Origin of the sequence: Kocuria sp. HMSC066H03 (assembly GCF_001812045.1) — a bacterium.
GTDB classification, from domain to species: domain Bacteria; phylum Actinomycetota; class Actinomycetes; order Actinomycetales; family Micrococcaceae; genus Kocuria; species Kocuria rhizophila.
The window spans coordinates 244,865-264,095 of the sequence record NZ_KV807509.1; the positions used below are offsets into that span (position 1 = coordinate 244,865).

The 19,231-nt window shown below is 70.9% G+C and carries 15 protein-coding genes and 1 pseudogene; 9 read left to right on the forward strand and 7 right to left on the reverse strand.

What is annotated here, in order from left to right:
• The first annotated feature begins 136 nt into the window (after positions 1–136).
• The 3 genes from HMPREF2833_RS09930 (at position 137) to HMPREF2833_RS09940 (ending at position 3,044) form a co-directional block, all read left to right on the forward strand.
• Positions 137–1,135, forward strand: coding sequence for an ABC transporter ATP-binding protein (locus tag HMPREF2833_RS09930; RefSeq protein WP_059281215.1), 999 nt, complete (start codon positions 137–139; stop codon positions 1,133–1,135).
• Positions 1,132–1,929 (forward strand): ABC transporter permease, encoded by a 798-nt coding sequence (locus HMPREF2833_RS09935; protein WP_047978248.1) that lies wholly within the window; start codon positions 1,132–1,134, stop codon positions 1,927–1,929. Before HMPREF2833_RS09930 ends, HMPREF2833_RS09935 begins: the two co-directional genes overlap by 4 nt.
• Positions 1,930–2,021: 92 nt before the next feature.
• Entirely contained in the window at positions 2,022–3,044 is a 1,023-nt protein-coding gene (locus HMPREF2833_RS09940; RefSeq protein WP_047978249.1) for a COX15/CtaA family protein, read from the forward strand.
• A gap of 168 nt (positions 3,045–3,212) precedes the next feature.
• Here the strand turns inward: HMPREF2833_RS09940 and HMPREF2833_RS09945 are convergent, their stop codons facing one another.
• Positions 3,213–4,130, reverse strand: coding sequence for a dihydrodipicolinate synthase family protein (locus tag HMPREF2833_RS09945; RefSeq protein ID WP_039101197.1), 918 nt, complete (start codon positions 4,128–4,130; stop codon positions 3,213–3,215).
• Between the two features lie 113 nt (positions 4,131–4,243).
• Entirely contained in the window at positions 4,244–5,140 is an 897-nt protein-coding gene (locus HMPREF2833_RS09950) for a heme o synthase (protein ID WP_070638531.1), read from the reverse strand.
• Positions 5,141–5,554: 414 nt separating this feature from the next.
• On the opposite strand from HMPREF2833_RS09950, the gene tkt reads away from it, so the two are divergent.
• The 6 genes and pseudogenes from tkt to pgl all read left to right on the forward strand — a co-directional run bounded on the left by tkt (position 5,555) and on the right by pgl (position 14,056).
• A complete protein-coding gene (gene tkt / locus HMPREF2833_RS09955; RefSeq protein WP_070637856.1) occupies positions 5,555–7,666 on the forward strand; it encodes a transketolase in 2,112 nt (703 codons plus the stop codon).
• Positions 7,667–7,751: 85 nt separating this feature from the next.
• The gene (tal, locus tag HMPREF2833_RS09960) at positions 7,752–8,858 is read left to right on the forward strand and encodes a transaldolase (protein WP_070637858.1); all 1,107 of its coding nucleotides are present in this window, start codon (positions 7,752–7,754) and stop codon (positions 8,856–8,858) included.
• A 124-nt stretch (positions 8,859–8,982) separates the two neighbouring features.
• On the forward strand, positions 8,983–10,587 hold the full coding sequence (locus HMPREF2833_RS09965; RefSeq protein WP_070637860.1) for a glucose-6-phosphate isomerase: 1,605 nt from the start codon (positions 8,983–8,985) through the stop codon (positions 10,585–10,587).
• 36 nt (positions 10,588–10,623) lie between these two features.
• Entirely contained in the window at positions 10,624–12,162 is a 1,539-nt protein-coding gene (gene zwf, locus HMPREF2833_RS09970) for a glucose-6-phosphate dehydrogenase (RefSeq protein ID WP_019309168.1), read from the forward strand.
• Positions 12,159–13,073: pseudogene (locus tag HMPREF2833_RS09975) on the forward strand (glucose-6-phosphate dehydrogenase assembly protein OpcA); the annotation flags it as partial. The gene zwf and the pseudogene HMPREF2833_RS09975, both read left to right, overlap by 4 nt.
• 191 nt (positions 13,074–13,264) lie before the next feature.
• Positions 13,265–14,056, forward strand: a complete 792-nt coding sequence (pgl, locus tag HMPREF2833_RS09980) for a 6-phosphogluconolactonase (RefSeq protein WP_083311006.1) — start codon at positions 13,265–13,267, stop codon at positions 14,054–14,056.
• Between the two features lie 305 nt (positions 14,057–14,361).
• On the opposite strand, the gene secG is transcribed toward pgl, so the two are convergent.
• The 5 genes from secG to whiA all read right to left on the reverse strand — a co-directional run bounded on the left by secG (position 14,362) and on the right by whiA (position 19,216).
• Positions 14,362–14,616, reverse strand: coding sequence for a preprotein translocase subunit SecG (gene secG, locus HMPREF2833_RS09985; protein WP_039101201.1), 255 nt, complete (start codon positions 14,614–14,616; stop codon positions 14,362–14,364).
• A 196-nt stretch (positions 14,617–14,812) separates the two neighbouring features.
• Complete coding sequence (tpiA, locus tag HMPREF2833_RS09990) at positions 14,813–15,628, reverse strand: triose-phosphate isomerase (protein WP_047978252.1); 816 nt, start codon at positions 15,626–15,628, stop codon at positions 14,813–14,815.
• A 41-nt stretch (positions 15,629–15,669) separates the two neighbouring features.
• Positions 15,670–16,893 carry a phosphoglycerate kinase gene (gene pgk / locus HMPREF2833_RS09995; RefSeq protein WP_082141990.1) on the reverse strand — a complete coding sequence of 408 codons (1,224 nt, stop codon included), beginning with the start codon at positions 16,891–16,893 and terminating at the stop codon, positions 15,670–15,672.
• Positions 16,894–16,981: 88 nt separating this feature from the next.
• Positions 16,982–17,989 carry a type I glyceraldehyde-3-phosphate dehydrogenase gene (gap, locus tag HMPREF2833_RS10000; protein WP_019309162.1) on the reverse strand — a complete coding sequence of 336 codons (1,008 nt, stop codon included), beginning with the start codon at positions 17,987–17,989 and terminating at the stop codon, positions 16,982–16,984.
• A 237-nt stretch (positions 17,990–18,226) separates the two neighbouring features.
• Positions 18,227–19,216, reverse strand: coding sequence for a DNA-binding protein WhiA (gene whiA / locus HMPREF2833_RS10005; protein ID WP_047978254.1), 990 nt, complete (start codon positions 19,214–19,216; stop codon positions 18,227–18,229).
• Positions 19,217–19,231: the final 15 nt, after the last annotated feature.

A 19,231-nucleotide genomic window follows, 5' to 3' on the forward strand; every position in this document is an offset into this window, starting at 1 on the left:
CGCAATACATAACGAGGGTATGCGGTAATCCATTCCCCGACAAACGCCCGGAGCACGCCCCGGGGAGGCGCCCACGGAGGCGCGGGCGGGAGTCCCCCACCGGGCGTCACGGCACGGGCCGTCCTAGACTGTCCGGGTGCAGACGCCCCCAGAATTTTCCTCAGTCCCCGCTGCCGCCCCCGATCCGGGGACCGCGGCCCTGCACATCAGCGACCTGGTCAAGACGTTCCCCGGGCGCGGTGAGCCCGTCCGCGCGGTCCGCGGTCTCAGCATGGCGGCCCACGCCGGGCGCGTCACGGCCCTGCTCGGGGCCAACGGCGCGGGCAAGACCACCACGCTGCAGTGCGCCCAGGGCCTCCAGCAGCCCACCTCGGGCACGGTCCGCCTGCTCGGCCAGGACCCCTGGCGGGCCTCCCCGGAGCTGCGCGCCCGCGTGGGCGTCATGCTCCAGGACGGCGGGCTCCCGCAGGCCGTGCGACCCGCAGAGCTGCTGCGCCACCTCAGCAACCTCTACGCGGACCCGGTCCCCGTGACCGAGCTGGTGGAGCGCCTCGGCATCCGGTCCTTCCTCCACACGCCCGTCCGTCGGCTCTCCGGCGGCCAGCGCCAGCGCGTGGCGCTCGCGGCGGCGCTCGTGGGCCGCCCGGACGTGCTGTTCCTGGACGAGCCGTCCGCCGGGCTGGACCCGCGCTCGCGCCAGCTCGTGTTCGACGTGGTCCAGCGCCTGCGGGACCAGGGAACCTGCATCATCCTCACCACGCACCTCATGGACGACGCCGCCCGGCTCGCCGACTACGTGTACATCGTGGACCACGGCACGGTGGCCGCCCAGGGCACCGTGGCCGACCTCGTGCGCACCGGCCGGGACTCGTCCCTGGTCATGACCATCACCGTCACGCCGGAGCAGCGTCCCGTGCTGCGCGCGGACCCGCCCTGGCGCCGCCCCGACTACGACGACGTCCGCTGGGTCGTCAAGGACCGCACCGTCACCCTTACCGGCCCGCTCGACGCCACCCGCGTCCGTGAGCTGACCGCGTGGGCCACCCGCAACGACACCCTGCCGGAGGCGCTGAGCGTGCAACCCCGTTCCCTCGAAGACGTGTTCCTGGACGTGGCCGGGAGGGATGCCCGGTGACCCCCGCAGACGCCGTCACCTCGGCACCCCACCCGGACGGGCGGCGTCGTGCCGCGTCCCTGCCCCGGCGCGTGGTGTCCCAGGCGCGCTTCGAGGCCACCACGATGCTGCGCAACGGGGAGCAGCTGCTGCTGCTCGTGATCCTGCCCGTCATGGCACTCGTGGCCCTGACCATGACCGACCTGCTGGACCCCTACCGCGTGGACGGGGCCTCCCGTGCGGACGTGGCCGTGCCCGGCATCCTGGTGCTGTGCGTGCTCTCCAGCGCCTTCTCGGGGCAGGGCATCCAGACCGGCTTCGACCGCCGCTACGGGGTGCTGCGCCAGCTCTCGACCACTCCCCTGGGACGCTCCGGTCTGATCGCGGGCAAGCTGCTCGCCGTGCTGGCCGTGCTCGCCGTGCAGTACGTGATCGTGGCGGCCGTGGCCCTCTGGCTGGGCTGGCACCCCACCGTGGCCTCCGTGCTCGGCTCCCTCCCCCTGCTCGTGCTGGTCGCCGTGGCGTTCACCGGGCTGGGCCTGCTGATCGCCGGAACCCTGCGCGCCGAGGCCACCCTGGCGGTGCTCAACGTGGTGTGGGTGGCGCTCGCCGCGGGCGGTGGTGTGCTCTTCCCCGCGTCCGCGCTGCCCGGCTGGCTCGCCGGGATCGTGTCCTGGCTGCCCTCCTCGGCCGCGGGTGAGGTGCTGCGGGAGTGCTTCCTGCACGGCCGGGTGAGTGCCGCTCCCCTGCTGGTCCTCGCCGCATGGGCGGTGGCGAGCTGGGCGGCCACCGCGCGGTGGTTCAAGTGGGTCTGACCCCCTGAGCGCGCGGTCCCGTCCAGGATGCTCCCACCGCGGGATCGCTACACTGAGGGGGACCCGTCCCCTCTGCCCCTGGATGCCCCGCCATGTCTGACACCGCTCCCCGCACCGCCGTCGATTCGTTCTGGTGGCCCAGCACCGTGACCCCCTGGGTGCGCTTCCTCGCGGTGGCGTCCCTGGTGGCCAACGCGCTGCTGATCTTCACGGGCGGTCTCGTCCGGCTGACCGGTTCCGGCCTGGGGTGCCCCACGTGGCCCCGCTGTACGCCCGACTCCTGGACGAACACGGCGGAGATGGGTGTGCACGGGATCATCGAGTTCGGCAACCGCCTGCTCACGTTCGTACTCACCGTGGTGGCGGTCCTGACGTTCCTGTCCGTGCTGAAGCTGCGCGAAGAGCACCCCAAGCTGTTCCGGCTGGCGCTGCTCCTGCTGCTCGGGATCCCCGTGCAGGCCGTGGTGGGCGGCGTGCTGGTGCACCTGGAGCTGCACCCGCTGCTCGTGGGTGCGCACTACTTCCTCTCAGCCATCATGATCGCGCTGTCCACGCTGCTGGTGCTCAACACCCGGCGCGAGGGCCTCTCGCGAGTGGCCCACGACCAGCGCCCCGGCCAGCTGCACGGCCACACCACCCTGGTGCGCGGCCTCGCGGTCGCCACGGGCGTTATCGCGGCCGTGGTGCTCTACCTCGGCACCCTGGTGACCGGCACCGGCCCCCACGCCGGGGACCAGGACAGCGCGCGGCTGGCCTTCGACTCCGTGGTCATCGCCCGCGCCCACGCGGTCCCCGTCTACCTGCTCACCCTCACGGCCGTGACGGGCATCGTGGTGACCACGGTGAAGTCCCTGCCCCGTGTGCTGCGCAACGCGTACGCCATCATGATCCTGGTGATCATGGCCCAGGGCGCCGTGGGCTACTACCAGTACTTCAACGGCGTTCCGGAGGCCGCCGTGTCCCTGCACATGGTGCTCTCGGCAGTGCTGATCTGGGCGGCCACCCGCGTGGTCTCCATCAGCTTCTACCTCGCGGACGACCACCACGAGCACGCGGCGCCCGTGGACCTGGGCGAGGCTTCACCCGCCTCCGCGCCCGCACAGCCGGTGCGCTGACCGCGCGCCTCCCCGTACGCCGTCTGCCCCCGGTCATCCCGGGGGCAGACGTTTTTCCGTCCTGTGCCGCTGGTGCACGGGCTCCCGACGCCGCCCGGCGCAGCTGGACCTCAGGCTCGCGGCCACGCGGGTGCTCATGCCCCCGACGACGTCCCGTGGCGCAGTCGCTCAGGCATCCGACGGCGCCGCGGGCCGGCCGCGCAGCTGTGCCACGGCGTCCGCGAGTGCGCGCTTGCCGCTCGAGGGAATGGGCAGCAGCGGACGCCGCGGTGCGCTCGTGCGCACGCCGCAGACCTCCGCGAGGGCGTACAGCACGGACAGGGGACGTTCGTGCCCCATGAGCTGCATGAGGGGGCGCAGCGCGGAGCTCCAGGCCGCCGCATCCTCCGCCCGGCCCTCTCTCACCGCCCGGTGGAACTCCACGAACTCCGGAGCGAGCAGGGCGGCCATCCCGCTGTGCCACGCCGCCGGTGGGTACTCCTCCACGATCAGCTGGTCCCGGCTCACACCGTGGACCGTGCCGGGTTCCGCCTGCTGGGCGAACAGCAGCTGGCGTGAGTGGAACAGCCGCCCGGAGCTCGCCGTATCCTTGAACGCCACCACGGTGTCCAGCCAGGACAGCTCCGCCGCGAGCTCCACCGGGTACGTGAACCCGGTGGTGGAGGGGTTGTTGTAGAGGCACACGGGCAGCGACACGGCCGAGGACACCGTCTCCACCTGGTCCGCGATCTCCTGCGACACGAGCGGGATGTAGCTCACGGGGCTGAGCACGAGCCCGTCCGCGCCGTTGTTCTCCGCGGCGTAGGCGTGCTGGAGAACCTCACGCGTGGTGATGGCCGAGATGCCGACTCCCACGGGGGTTCCCGAGCCGGAGGCCGCGCGGACGGCGGTGCGCACCACCTCGGACCGCTCGGCGGCGTCGAGGTAGGCGAACAGTCCCGAGGTGCCGAGCACCACGATCCCGTCCACACCGCTGCGTGCCAGCCGGGCGATGCTGCTCTCCAGGGAATCCAGGTCCAGGGCTCCGCCGGGATGCAGCGGAGTCACGGGGTAGGCGATCACACCGGAGAAGTCCATCGAGAGCATGGGCCCAGTTTAGGCGAGCACCGCGACCGAGCCGGCCGAGCGGCGTCGTCCCCGGGCACCGCAAGACGGCCGGTGGACGGGACGCACAGGAGGCAACGGACCGGACACGCCGGTCAGAGAATGGGACCGCCGAGGAACGGATCCAGGGCCACGCCCACGAACACGAACGTGATGTAGGCGATCGAGCCGTGGAAGACGTACATGGCCTGCTTGAGCGTGGGCCGCCCGGCCCGGGCCAGGCCGTAGAGCTTGTGGCAGTGGTAGGTGAACCACGCGCCGGAGAGCAGCGCGATGATCCCGTAGACCCAGCCCGCACCGCCCACGGGGATCAGCAGCAACGAGCAGATCACGGTGGCCCACGCGTACAGCACCACCTGCGCACCCACGGTCCGCGCAGTGTCCACCGCGCCCAGCATGGGAACCCCCGCGCGGGAGTAGTCCTCCGCGTACTTCATGGACAGCGGCCAGTAGTGCGGCGGGGTCCACAGGAAGATGAACGCGAAGAGCACGAACGCGGGCCACTCGAGCGTGCCGCGCACCGCGGCCCAGCCGATCAGCACGGGCATGCACCCGGCGATCCCGCCCCACACGATGTTCTGCGCGGTGCGGCGCTTGAGGATGATCGAGTAGAAGACGGCGTAGAGGGCGATGGCCACCACGCCCAGCACACCGCACAGCACGCTCACCCCGAGGGTCAGCCAGGCCACGGCCACCGCGGACAGCAGCCACGCGAACACCAGGGCCTCACGGTCGCTGACCTCTCCGGTGACCAGGGGGCGCTTGGCCGTGCGCCGCATGAGACGGTCCTCGTTGCGGTCGATGTAGCAGTTGAAGGCTCCCGCGGCGCCCGCCGCGAGGGTGCCACCCACCAGGGTGTTGAGCACGAGCCAGAAATCAGGGACGCCCTGCTGGGCGAAGAACATGGTGGGCACGGTGGCCACGAGGAGCAGCTCGATGATCCGGGGCTTGGTGAGCGCCACGTACGCCTTGAGCTTGCGGCGCGCGGTCATCGGGCCCTGGTACCCCACCGGGGCGACCTCCCCGATGCGGGTCCCGGTCACTCCGTGTCCTTGCGTCGCGGGGGATCCCGAGGAATCCGGGTGCGTCGCGGTATCGAGGTGATTCACGGAATCGATGCTCCAAAGAACGTGTGCGGCCCGCACGGGCGGGAGTCCTGCGGTGCCCGGCGCGGCACTGCGCGCGGGGACACCCGGTCAACAGTATAGCCGCCGGGATTGACACCCGGATGGCGCCCGACCCGGTGCCCGGTGGCCGTTCGCGCTCACAGCGTACGTCCCTGACGGGCACGGCCTCTCGGGACTAAGGTTGAGCGCGGAACTCGCGTTCCGCGGCACCCGGAGGCCTTGCGGCCGGTCGGGCGGCGGTTCGCATCGCACATCCCCACAGGAAAGGGGCGCGCCACCGTGCCGAACCTCGATCAACCGCTGAACTGGACCGAACAGGATGCCCGCGCCGTGGACACCGCGCGTGTCCTCGCGGCGGACGCCGTGCAGAAGGTCGGCAACGGCCACCCCGGCACGGCCATGTCCCTGGCACCCGTGGCCTACCTGCTGTTCCAGAAGGTCATGCGCCACGACCCCTCGGACGACCGCTGGACCGGGCGCGACCGGTTCATCCTCTCCCCCGGGCACACCTCGCTGACGCTCTACCTGCAGCTCTTCTTCTCGGGCTACGGCCTGGAGATGTCGGACCTGGAGTCGCTGCGCACGTGGGGCTCCAAGGTCCCGGGCCACCCCGAGTACCGGCACACCACGGGCGTGGAGATCACCACCGGACCGCTGGGCCAGGGGCTCGCCTCCTCCGTGGGCTTCGCGTACGCCCAGCGCTACACGCGCGGGCTCTTCGACGCCGACGCCGCCCAGGGCACCTCCCCGTTCGACCACCACGTGTTCGTGATCGCCTCGGACGGGGACCTCCAGGAGGGCATCACCTCCGAGGCCTCGTCCCTGGCCGGCACCCAGGAGCTGGGCAACCTGGTGGTGATCTACGACGACAACAAGATCTCCATCGAGGACGACACCAACGTGGCGTTCAACGAGGACGTGCTGGCCCGCTACGAGGCCTACGGCTGGGACACCACCCGCGTGGACTGGCGCAACGGCGGGCAGTACCAGGAGGACGTCCAGGGCCTCTACGACGCGATCGTGGCCGCCACCAAGGTCACGGACAAGCCGTCCCTGATCGCGCTCAGCACCATCATCGGCTGGCCCTCCCCCACCAAGCAGAACACCGGCGGCATCCACGGCTCCGCGCTCGGCGCGGACGAGGTCGCCGCGACCAAGAAGATCCTGGGCTTCGATCCCGAGAAGTCCTTCCAGATCGAGCCCGAGATCATGGACCACGTGCGCGAGGTCGCCCAGCGCGGCAAGGCCGAGCGCGCCGAGTGGGAGAAGTCCTTCGAGCAGTGGCGCAGCGCCCACCCGGACAAGGCGGCCCTCTACGACCGCATCAAGAACCAGGAGCTGCCCGAGGACTACCGCGCGGCGTTCCCCACGTTCCCGGCGGGCAAGGCCATGGCCACCCGCAAGGCCTCCGGGCAGGTCATCAACGCGATCGCGGACACCTTCCCCGAGCTGTGGGGCGGCTCCGCGGACCTCGCGGGCTCCAACAACACCACGATCGACTCCGCCCCGTCCTTCATCCCGGAGAAGCGCTCCACCGAGAAGTGGACGGGCTCCCCGTACGGCCGGGTGCTGCACTTCGGCATCCGTGAGCACGCGGCGGCGGCGATCGTCAACGGCATCGTGATGAGCAGCCAGACCCGCGCCTTCTCGGGGACGTTCCTCATCTTCTCCGACTACCAGCGCCCGGCCGTGCGCCTGGGTGCGCTCATGAAGGTGCCCTCCATCTACGTCTGGACCCACGACTCCATCGGTCTGGGCGAGGACGGACCCACGCACCAGCCCGTGGAGCAGCTGTCCTCGCTGCGCGCGATCCCGGGACTCGACGTCGTGCGCCCCGCGGACGCCAACGAGACCGCGGTGGCGTGGCGGACCATCCTGGAGAGCCACGAGCACCCGGCGGGCATCGCGCTCACGCGCCAGGACCTGCCCACGCTGGCCCGTGAGGACCTGCACCCGGACGCGGAGGGCGAGAAGTTCGCCTCCGCCGAGGGCGTGGCGCGCGGCGGCTACGTGCTGGCCGACAGCGAGGGCACGCCGGACGTGGTGCTGATCGGCACCGGCTCGGAGGTGCAGCTCGCACTGCAGGCCCGCGAGCAGCTCAAGGCACAGGGCGTGTCCGCCCGCGTGGTCTCCATGCCGTGCCGCGAGTGGTTCGACGCCCAGGACGCGCAGTACCGCGAGTCCGTGGTCCCCGCGGGCGTCAAGGCCCGGGTCACGGTCGAGGCCGGCATCCGGATGTCCTGGAACGACCTCCTCGGCGATGCCGGGCGGGCCGTCTCCCTGGAGCACTTCGGCGAGTCCGCGGACTACGAGACGCTCTACCGCGAGTTCGGCATCACCGCAGAGGCCGTGACGGAGGCCGCCCTGGACTCCATCGCCGCCGCGCGCTGAGCCCCACACCCCTGCACCCGTTGCGGGCGGCGGACCCGCCGCCCGCAACGGCCCCAGATTTCCCACGCGACCGGAGGACACAGACATGACCACTCCCACTCAGAAGCTCTCGGACGCCGGCGTCTCCATCTGGCTGGACGACCTCTCCCGCCAGCGGCTCACGAGCGGCAACCTGCGAGAGCTGATCGACACCAAGAACGTGGTGGGCGTGACCACCAACCCCACGATCTTCGCGGCGGCCCTCGCCGACGGCGAGTCCTACCGCGAGCAGGTGGCCGAGCTCGCCGCGGCCGGCACCTCGGTGGACGACGCCGTGTTCCGCATCACCACCGACGACGTCCGTGACGCGTGCGACCTCTTCGCCCCGATCGCCGAGGCCACGCAGGGCCAGGACGGGCGCGTGTCCATCGAGGTGGACCCGCGGCTCGCCCAGGACGCCGACGCGACCTCGACCATGGCCCAGAAGCTCTCGCAGACGATCGACCGGCCGAACGCGCTCATCAAGATCCCGGCCACGGAGAAGGGCCTGCCCTCGATCGCGGCCACGATCGCCGAGGGCATCTCGGTCAACGTGACCCTGATCTTCTCGCTCGAGCGCTACCGCAACGTCATCAACGCCTACATGGAGGGGCTGGAGAAGGCTCTCGAGAACGGCAAGGACCTCTCCACCATCCACTCCGTGGCGTCCTTCTTCGTGTCCCGCGTGGACACGGAGATCGACAAGCGCCTGGACGCCGTCGGCTCGAGTGAAGCTGCGGCACTGAAGGGGAAGGCGGGGCTCGCCAACGCCCGCCTCGCCTACCAGGTCTACGAGCAGTCCCTGGACACGGAGCGCTGGAAGCGTCTCGCGGCCGCGGGCGCCAACCCGCAGCGCCCGCTGTGGGCCTCCACGGGAGTCAAGGACCCTGAGCTGCCCGACACCCTCTACGTGACCGAGCTGGTGGCGCCGAACACCGTGAACACCATGCCGGAGAAGACCCTGGACGCCACGTTCGACCACGCGGAGGTCACCGCGGACACCGTGACCGCCACGTACGAGGAGTCGTCCCGGATCCTCGACGAGATCGGCGCGCTGGGCGTCTCCTACCAGGAGGTCGTGGAGCAGCTGGAGACCGAGGGTCTCCAGAAGTTCGACGCGTCCTGGGACGAGCTGCTCGCCACCGTGCGCACCGCGCTCGACGACGCCCGCTGAGTCCCCGCCCGGCAGCGGCCGGGCCTGCCCGTGCGCCGCGTCCCGTCGGGTTCCCCGGCAGGGCGCGGCGGACGGTCCCACGATCCACCACACCGCCAGCTCGACCAGTCCGAGGAGGCTCCCCGTGAGCTCATTGTCATTGCAGGCCGCAGGATCCGCGCGCGACGCCGTGGACACCCACGTGCCCCGTCTCGTCGCCGACAACTTCGCCTCCAAGCTCTTCGCGCAGGATCCCACGCTCTGGGGTGCCGCGGCAGAGGAGGAGGCTGCGGTCCGGCTGGGATGGACGGACGCCGCAACCGTCTCCCGTCCCCTGATCCCGGAGATCATGGAGCTGCGCGACGACTTCGCCCGCGAGGGCGTCACCCGCTTCGTGCTCGCCGGCATGGGCGGCTCCTCGCTGGCCCCCGAGGTCATCACGCGCAGCGCCGGTGTGGAGCTGTTCGTGCTGGACTCCACCGATCCCGAGATGGTCTCCACGGCCCTCCAGGACCTCGAGCACACCGCCCTGGTGGTCTCCTCGAAGTCAGGTTCCACCGTGGAGACGGACTCCGCCCGCCGCGTGTTCCTCGAGGCGTTCGAACGGGCCGGCATCGACGGCCCGTCGCGCGTCGTGGTGGTCACCGACCCGGGCTCCCCCATGGACTCGGCCTCGCGCGAGGCCGGCTACCGCAAGACCTTCAACGCCGATCCGAACGTGGGCGGCCGCTTCTCCGCGCTCACCGCCTTCGGGCTGGTTCCCTCGGGGCTCGCCGGGGTGGACGTCGCCGCGCTGCTCGACGACGCCGAGGAGGCCGCGGAGATGCTGCGCGAGGACGACGAGAACAACATCGGCCTGCAGCTGGGCGCGGCGCTCGGCGGAACCGATCCGCTGCGCGACAAGATCGTCCTGGTGAACCAGGGCGCACCGTTCGTGGGATTCGCGGACTGGGCCGAGCAGCTGATCGCGGAGTCCACCGGCAAGTCGGGCACCGGTGTCCTGCCCGTGGTGGTGGACGAGGCCGCACCCGAACTGACCTCCGGTGCGCAGGACGTGCTGGTGGTGTCCCTCGTGGACGAGGAGTCCGTGGAGACCGGCTCCGGTGACGGCGTGCGCGTGGCCGGTTCTCTCAGCGGGCTCATGCTGACCTTCGAGGTGGCCACCGCCGTGGCCGGGCGCCTGCTCGGCATCGACCCCTACAACCAGCCGGACGTGGAGTCCGCCAAGGCCGCCACGCGCGAGCTGCTGGCCTCCTCCCCCGAGCCCTCCCCGGCCGTGGCCACGGACGGGAACGTGGAGATCCGGGGCGACGAGTCCCTGCTCCACGGCGCCACCACCGTGCAGGACGCGCTCACGGCTCTGCTCGAGCAGCTCCCCGAGGACGGCTACGTGAGCGTGCAGGCCTACTTCGACCGCCTGCAGTGGACGCAGCTCGAGGCTATCCGTGACCAGCTGGCGCGGCACACCGGCCGTCCCGTGACGTTCGGCTGGGGTCCGCGCTTCCTGCACTCCACCGGGCAGTACCACAAGGGTGGGCCCGCCCAGGGCGTGTACCTGCAGATCACGGCGGCCACCGGCACGGACGTGGACATCCCCGGGATCCCCTTCACGTTCGGAGAGCTCATCAGCGCCCAGGCGGACGGGGACGCGGCCGTGCTGGGCGAGCACGACCGCCCTGTCCTGCGGCTGCGTCTCACCGACCGCGCGGCGGGAGTGGCCCAGCTGCTCGAGGCGGCGTCGGCTCTCTGACACCCGCCACCCACCAGCGACCGGACAGGAAGTCCCGTGCCTGACACCAAGAATCCCAACCCCCTGCGGGACCCGCGCGACCGGCGGCTCACGCGCGTGGCGGCGCCGTCGGCCCTCGTGCTGTTCGGCGTGACCGGCGATCTCGCCAAGAAGAAGCTGCTGCCCGCGATGTACGACCTCGCGAACCGCAGCCTGCTGCCCCCGGCGTTCTCGCTCGTGGGCTTCGGGCGGCGGGACTGGGACGACGCCCAGTTCGCGGAGTACGTCAAGGAGAACGTCACGCAGCACGCCCGCACGCCGTACAACGAGGACCTGTGGAACCAGTTCGCCTCCGGCCTGCGGTTCGTGCAGGGTGAGTTCGACGACGACGACGCCTACGACCGTCTCGCGCAGACCCTCGAGGAGCTGGACCGGGACCGGGGCACCCGCGGCAACCACGCGTTCTACCTCTCGATCCCGCCCAAGGCCTTCGAGACGGTGTGCCAGCAGCTCGCGGACCGGGACCTCGCGGACAGCGAGAACAGCACGGGCTGGCGCCGTGTGGTCATCGAGAAGCCGTTCGGTCACGACCTCGAGTCCGCGCGCGAGCTCAACGCGATCGTGGAACGCGTGTTCCGCGCGGACAGCGTCTTCCGCATCGACCACTACCTGGGCAAGGAGACGGTGCAGAACATCCTGGCGCTGCGCTTCGCCAACCAGATGTTCGAGCCGCTGTGGGACGCCCGTTCCGTGGACCACGTGCAGATCACCATGGCCGAGGAGATCGGGATCGGTTCCCGTGCGGGGTACTACGACGGCGTGGGCGCGGCCCGGGACGTGATCCAGAACCACCTGCTCCAGCTGCTCGCCCTGACCGCCATGGAGGAGCCCGCCTCGTTCAGCGCCAGCCACCTGAGGCGGGAGAAGGCCAAGGTGCTGGAGTCGGTGGTGCTGCCCGAGGACCTCGGCGAGCACTCGGCCCTGGGCCAGTACACCTCGGGGCTGCAGGGCGGGGAGTTCGTCAAGGGCTTCCACGAGGAGTCGGACATCCCGGCGGACTCGCGGACGGAGACGTTCGCTGCCCTGCGCGTGGACATCAACAATCGCCGCTGGGCCGGGGTGCCCTTCTACCTGCGGGCCGGCAAACGGCTGGGCCGCAGGGTCACGGAGATCGCCGTGGCGTTCAAGAAGTCCCCCAACCTGCTGTTCCGGGACACGGACCACGAGGAGTTCGGCCAGAACGCCATCGTGATCAGGATCCAGCCGGACGAGGGCGTGACCATCCGCTTCGGCTCCAAGGTCCCCGGCACGCAGTCGGAGATCCGGGACGTGACCATGGACTTCGGCTACGGACACGCGTTCACGGAGTCGAGCCCCGAGGCCTACGAACGGCTGATCTTCGACGTCCTGCTCGGGGAGCCGCCGCTGTTCCCCGACCACTCGGAGGTGGAGCAGTCCTGGAAGATCCTGGACCCCTTCGAGCAGTACTGGAGCGAGCACCGGGTGACCCCTGAGCCCTACGAACCGGGCTCCTGGGGCCCCGCATCGGCGCACGAGCTCATGGCTCGTGACGGACGCGTCTGGAGGCGACCGTGATAGTTGACATGGAGAACACCACCGCCGCGAGCATCGAGAAGAAGCTCAACGAGCTGCGGGACGAGAACGGCGTGGTGACCCTCGGGCGCGTGCTCACCCTCGTGATCCTGGCGCAGGCGGGGCACTCGGAGATGGCCATCGAGGCGGCCAACTACGCGAGCCACGAGCACCCCTGCCGGATCATCGTGCACGTGGCGCACTCCTCCTCGGACGAGACCCGGTTGGACGCCCAGCTGCGCATGGGCGGTGACGCCGGTGCCTCGGAGGTCATCCTCATGCACGGCTACGGCGAGCTCGCGGAGCCCACGGAGACCCTGGTCTCCGCCCTGCTGCTGCCCGACGCCCCGATCGTCGCGTGGTGGCCGCACGACTTCCCGGCGAACCCGAGCGGCAGCTCGATCGGGCGGATCGCCCACCGCCGCATCACGGACTCGTCCCGGGCCGATGAGCCGTTCGAGTCGCTCGAGCAGCTGTCCCGGCAGTACACCCCCGGGGACACGGATCTCGCGTGGACGCGCATCACCAACTGGCGCGTCCAGCTCGCCGCCGTGCTCGACCAGGTGGGCCCCGTGGACGTGCGGGAGATCATCCTCGAGGGCGCCGCGGTGGCCCCGTCCATGGTGCTGCTCGGTGTGTGGCTCTCGTGCCGGCTGGACGCGCCCGCCACGATCGTGAGCGACGACTCCCGCCGTGCCCTCGACCGGGTGTGCCTGGTCACCGAGCACGGGCCCGTGGAGCTCGACCGCCCGGGGCGCACCGTGGCCGTCCTGACCCAGCCGGGTCAGCCGCAGCAGCAGATCGCCATGCCCGTCCGCGACCTGAACGCGTGCCTGGCCGAGGAGCTGCGCCGCCTGGACGCGGACGAGATCTACGGAGAGGTCATCACTCAGGGCCTGTCCAGGGCTCGGATCACCACGCGCTCGTCGGACGAGCCCGGCGTGGAGGACCCGCTCGACGAGGCCATGGCCGAGGCGGACGACACCGGCGAATCGGCCACGGTTCCGGACGAGACCGACGGCGCGCCCGCGTTGTCGGCGCCGGGGACCTCGCCCGCCGGGGACCCCGGGTCAGGAACTCGGACCACCGGCGCAGGGGAACGGTCGTGAGGGCGCACGACCGGCCGGTCCCCCGGCTCGTGCCCCACGCGGACGACGACCGTCTGGCCGAGGACACCGCCCGGCGGATCCTGGAGGTGCTGGAACGGGCCCAGGACGAACGGGGTGAGGCAACGATCGCCCTGACGGGCGGAGGAATGGGAACCCGGGTGATCCGGGAGGTTGCCACGCACCCGGACGCCCAGCTCGTCGACTGGTCACGCGTGAACGTGTGGTGGTCGGACGAGCGTTTCCTGCCGGGCACCGATCCCGAGCGCAACGGCGTGCAGGCCGCCGACGCGTGGAACGAGTCCCTTGCGCTGACGTGGGACCGTGTCCACCCGGTGGCCGGTGCGGACGAGATCGACACGGTGGATGCCGCGGCCGCGGACTACCGGGACGAGCTGGCGGCGGCAGCCGCCGCGGAGGACTCGCTCACCGGGTTGCCGTACGTCGACCTCGCGCTGCTGAGCCTGGGCCCGGACACCCACGTGGCGTCTCTGTTCCCCGGACGGCAGGACGTGCTGCGCCACGACGAACCGGTGTTCGCCGTGACGGACTCCCCCAAGCCCCCGCCCGAGCGGGTGACCATGTCGTTGGCCACCATCAACTCGGCGGACCGTGTGTGGCTCCTCGTCTCCGGTGCCGCCAAGGCGGACGCGCTCGCGCACATCCGCCGTGGGACCTCGCCGGTGGCCGCGCCCGGGAGCGCCGTGCGGGGCATGCACGAGACCCTGTGGCTGGTCACGGAGGACGCGCTGCCAGGTGTCCCGCAGGATCCTGCGGAGGACATCGGCTGACAGTGCAGGCGGCTCCGGCGGCGGCCGGCCAGGCCGGTGCACCGCCGCAGCTCGTCACCCGCAGTCCGTGATCCCCACGTCGTCACTCCCCGGCCGTGAGGAACACAGCGCGGTGCGGTCCGAGCTGCGCCAGTCCTGAGACCCGGGCCGTGTGGGGCAGAACCCCCGAGCACGACGAAGGCCCGGACCTCAGGTCCGGGCCTTCGTCATAAGTGCGTCCACCTCGACCGCGTTGCCGGGTCGTTCCACCCCGGGGCGCCGCGCCGGGCGTGGCCGGTTGCCGGCCCGCGTGCGGTGCGCCGTGCTCAGGCGGCCGGAGGGCCGAAGCGCAGCACGAGCGCGTAGCACACGATCGACAGGGCCCACACGATGGCGAGCACCGTGGTGATGCGCACCACGTTCTTCTGGGCGGCGCCCGAGGTGTTCAGGGACTGCGTCATGCCGCCACCGAACATGTCGGAGAGCCCGCCTCCCTTGCCCTTGTTGAGCAGGACGAACATGATGCACAGGATGCTGGTCACCACGATGACGACCTGCAGGGCGATCTGGAGGATCTCCACGAATTGCCTCACTTCACGATGGCTGGGACTGCTGCGCGGGTGCCCCCGCGGCCGCGTGAGCGACTTCCGGCCCGGGGCACAGACACGGATTCTCGGGACAGTTTACAGACGGACACTGGGAAACCCCTCGCGCGAGCACGAGGGGTGCCGAACCGGCCCCGGGAAGAGCTTCCTCCCTGGTCCGCCCGCGCGCCGGTCAGCCGGTGACCAGGTGCTGCTCGAAGCGCGCGATCTTGGCGAACTCCTCCGCGTCGAGGCTCGCGCCGCCCACCAGGGCACCGTCCACGTCCGCGCCGGAGAGGATGGACGCCACGTTGGAGGACTTGACCGACCCCCCGTACAGGATGCGCGTGGCGTCGGAAAAGCCCTTGCTGTGCAGCGAGCTCAGCTCGTCACGGATGGCGTGGCACATCTCCTGCGCGTCCTCCGGCCCGGCCACCTCCCCGGTACCGATGGCCCACACGGGCTCGTACGCCACCACGAGACCCTCGAGCTCACCCTCCGAGAGCTCGGCAAGGCTCCCGCGCAGCTGCTCGAGGGTGTAGGACACGTGGTTACCGGCCTGGCGCTCCTCGAGGCCCTCCCCCACGCACAGCACCGGGGTCAGCCCGTGGCGGATGGCCGCGCGGACCTTGTCCCGGCACGTCTCGTCCGACTCCTCGTGGATGGCCCGGCGCTCCGAGTGGCCCACGAGGGCGTAGGTGCACCCGAGCTTGGCCAGGAACTGCCCGGACACGTCACCCGTGTAGGCGCCGGAGTCCTGGTCCGAGAGGTCCTGGGCACCGTAGCGGACCTGCAGCCCGTCCCCCTCCACCACGGACTGCACCGAGCGCAGGTCCGTGAAGGGCGGGAACACCGCCACCTCCACGCGCGAGAAGTCGTGCTTGGCGTCCTTGAGCGTCCAGGCGAGCTTCTGCAGCAGGGCGATGCCCTGCGTGTGGTCCATGTTCATCTTCCAGTTGCCCGCGATCAGGGGCGTGCGGTCGAAAGCACCGTTGGTCTGCGTGGTCATGCTGGTTCTCCTTCGCTGTGGGACGGACCGCCGAGGGGTGCTCAGGCTCCGAGCGCGACGACGCCCGGCAGCTCCTTGCCCTCGATAAACTCCAGGGAGGCGCCGCCCCCGGTGGAGATGTGACCGAACTGCTCGTCCCGGTACCCCAGGTTGCGCACGGCGGAGGCGGAGTCGCCGCCGCCGATCACGCTCATGGCGTCCGAGGTGGCCAGCGCCTCGGCCACGGCCTTGGTGCCTCCGGCGAACGCCGCCATCTCGAACACGCCCACGGGACCGTTCCAGAACACGGTCCTGGCCTGCCCGATCCGCTCTGCGAAGAGCTTGGCGGACTCGGGCCCGATGTCCAGACCCAGTCCGGAGTCGCCGATCGAGCCACCCTCGATGTCCGCCACGGGGCGCACCTCGTGCTCGGCGTCCTCGGCGAAGCGGGAGGCGTAGACGACGTCGACCGGCAGCACGATCTCGGTGCCCGCGCTCTCGGCCCGGTCCAGGTAGCCCTTGACCGTCTCGATCTGGTCCTTCTCCAGCAGGGAGGACCCCACGGCGTGGCCCTGGGCGGCGAGGAACGTGAACACCATGCCGCCGCCGATCAGCAGGGAGTCCGCCTTGCCGATCAGGTTGTCGATCACCGCGAGCTTGTCGGAGACCTTGGAACCGCCCATTACCACCACGAACGGGCGCTCGGGATCGGAGATCACCTTGCTCAGCACGTCCACCTCGGTCTTGACGAGGTCACCCAGGTAGCCCGGGAGCTTCTGCGCGATGTCGTACACGGAGGCGTGCTTGCGGTGAACCGCCCCGAAGGCGTCGTCCACGTAGGCGCCGTTTTCACCGGTCAGGGCCGCGAGCTCGGCCGCGAACTCGCCCCGTTCGGCGTCGTCCTTGGAGGTCTCGCGGGGATCGTAGCGGACGTTCTCCAACACGAGGATCTGACCGTCCTGCAGCGCTTCCGCCTTGGCCCGGGCGTCCTCGCCCACCACGTCGGCGGCCACCAGAACCGGCGCCTCGGAGAGCTCAGCGAGACGGTCCGCGGCCGGCTTGATCGAGTACTTGGGGTCCACGGTGCCCTTGGGGCGGCCGAGGTGGGCCATGACGATGACCCGCGCCCCGGCGTCGGCGAGCTTCTCCAGCACCGGCAGCGAGGCCCGCACGCGACCGTCGTCCGTCACGGTGGAGCCGTCCAGCGGGACGTTGAGGTCCGAACGCACCAGGACGCGGCGACCCGCGACCCCCTCCGCAATGAGATCGTCCAAAGACTTGGCCATGTCTGTCATCCCTTTCCCTGTGGTGAACGCTTGCTGACGACAATGGCGCCGGCACCCTCGGGGCACCGGCGCCACTGAGCGGTCTGTCTCAGAGCTTATCGGCCACGTAGGACACGAAGTCCACGAGGCGGATGGTGTAGCCCCACTCGTTGTCGTACCACGCGATGACCTTGACCTGGTTGTCGATCACCTTGGTCAGCGGCGCGTCGAACACGGTGGAGACGTCGTAGCCCTCGATGTCCTTGGACACCAGCGCTTCCTCGGAGTACTCGATGATGCCCTGGAAGGGGCCCTCCGCGGCCTTCTTGACGGCGGCGTTCACGGACTCGACCGTGACGTCCTCGCGGACGTCCACGGTGAGGTCCACGAGCGAGCCCGTGGGGACCGGGACGCGCACGGCGAAGCCGTCCAGCTTGCCCTTGAGCTCCGGGAGCACGAGGCCCACGGCCGCGGCGGCACCGGTGGTGGTGGGAATCATGCTCAGGGCCGCGGCGCGGGCGCGGCGCAGGTCCTTGTGCGGGGCGTCGTGCAGGCGCTGGTCGCCGGTGTACGCGTGAATGGTGGTCATCAGGCCGCGCTCGATGCCGAACTCGTCGTTGATGACCTTGGCCAGCGGGGCCAGGCAGTTGGTGGTGCAGGACGCCGCGGACACCAGGTTCATGGTGGCGGGATCGTAGCTCTCGTGGTTCACGCCGTACACGAAGGTGCCGTCCACCTCCTTGCCCGGGGCGGAGAGGACGACCTTCTTGGCGCCGGCGTCCAGGTGGGCCTGCATCTTGGGGCCGGTGGTGAACTTGCCCGTGGACTCGACCACGATGTCCACCCCGAGCTCGCCCCACGGCAGCTTGGAGGGATCGGCCTCGGCGAAGAACTTCACCTGGTGGCCGTCCACCGACATCACGTCACCGTCCAGGGTGACCTTGGAGCCCAGCCGACCCATGACGGAGTCGAACTCGAACAGGTGCTTCAAGGTCTCCGGGGCGGTGAGGTCGTTCACGGCCACCAGCTCGATGTCGTGGCCGTGGTGGGTGTACAGGGCCCGCGCGAAGCAACGGCCGATGCGTCCGAATCCGTTGATGGCAACCTTGACTGTCACTGCGTTCTCCTCTGCGTGTGGGTGTGCGGCGGACGGTGATCGCCTGGATGTGGGATCAAAACCATTCGGCATGATTCCCACACCCGGAGTGCTCGGCGACCAACGGGCCCACCTGCTCTTCCGTGTCCATTCTAGCGCGTCCGGCGTCGCGAGGACAGTGCTGCGGGGACCGACGCGCCACTTGTTCGCAAACCCCACATGAACCAACATTCACTGCGGGGTCACGGGCGGCTGGTACTATCCGCGCCGCCGCTCCCCGCCCGCCTGGGCCGCGAACTCCGTGGTGGTGGCCACGCCGAGCTCCTCCGCGCGGCGGTCGGCCATGGCCAGCAGCCGGCGGATCCGGCCCGCGATCGCGTCCTTGGTCAGCGGCGGGTCTGAAAGCCGGCCCAGCTCGTCCAGGCTCGCCTGCTTGTTGGCCACGCGCAGCCGCCCGGCCGCGCGCAGGTGCTCGGGGGCGTCCTCGCCCAGGATGTCGAGGGCGCGCTCCACCTTGGCTCCCGCCGTGACGGCGGCCTGCGCGGAACGCCGCAGGTTGGCGTCGTCGAAGTTCGCGAGCCGGTTGGCCGTGGCCCGCACCTCCTTTCGCATGCGCCGGTCCTCCCACTGGAGCAGGGCGCGGTGGGCGCCCAGGCGCGTGAGCAGCGCGGCGATCGTGTCGCCGTCGCGCACGACGACGCGGTCCACGCCGCGCACCTGCCGCGCCTTGGCGAGGACGTCCAGACGGCGCGCGGAGCCCACGAGCGCGAGGGCCGCCTCCGGTCCCGGGCACGTGAACTCCATGGCGGCCGCGCGACCGGGCTCCGTGAGGGAGCCGTGCGCCAGGAACGCGCCGCGGATCACGGCCGCGGACTCCTCCACGCTGCCGTTGACCACCGTGGGGGGCAGCCCGCGCACGGGCCGGCCGTGGGCGTCCAGCAGTCCCGTGCGCCGGGCGAGGGCCTCGCCGTCGCGGGCGACCCGCACCACCCAGGTGCGGTCCCGGCGCAGACCGCCGCCGCTGATCACCCCGAGCTCGCAGTCGTGGCCGAAGACCTCCCCCACCGTGCGTGCTGCGCGGCGTGCCACGGACTCCGTGTCCAGCTCCGCCTCCACCACGATTCGCCCGCCCACGATGTGCAGCCCGCCCGCGAAGCGCAGCAGGGCCGACAGCTCCGCCGCGCGCACCGCGGACTTGCGCACCTGCAGGTGGGCGAGTTCTTCCTTGACCGAGGCGGTCAATGCCATAGACGTCGATCTCCT

Excerpts from the sequence above, each read along its gene's own strand:
- HMPREF2833_RS09950 (WP_070638531.1), bottom strand. The coding sequence starts at position 5,140 with ATGACCGCGCGCCGCAAGCTCAAGGCGTACGTGGCGCTCACCAAGCCC.
- HMPREF2833_RS09945 (WP_039101197.1), bottom strand. The coding sequence starts at position 4,130 with ATGCTCTCGATGGACTTCTCCGGTGTGATCGCCTACCCCGTGACTCCG.
- pgk (WP_082141990.1), bottom strand. The coding sequence starts at position 16,893 with ATGGCCAAGTCTTTGGACGATCTCATTGCGGAGGGGGTCGCGGGTCGC.
- HMPREF2833_RS09940 (WP_047978249.1), top strand. The coding sequence starts at position 2,022 with ATGTCTGACACCGCTCCCCGCACCGCCGTCGATTCGTTCTGGTGGCCC.
- tal (WP_070637858.1), top strand. The coding sequence starts at position 7,752 with ATGACCACTCCCACTCAGAAGCTCTCGGACGCCGGCGTCTCCATCTGG.
- tpiA (WP_047978252.1), bottom strand. The coding sequence starts at position 15,628 with ATGACCACGCAGACCAACGGTGCTTTCGACCGCACGCCCCTGATCGCG.
- whiA (WP_047978254.1), bottom strand. The coding sequence starts at position 19,216 with ATGGCATTGACCGCCTCGGTCAAGGAAGAACTCGCCCACCTGCAGGTG.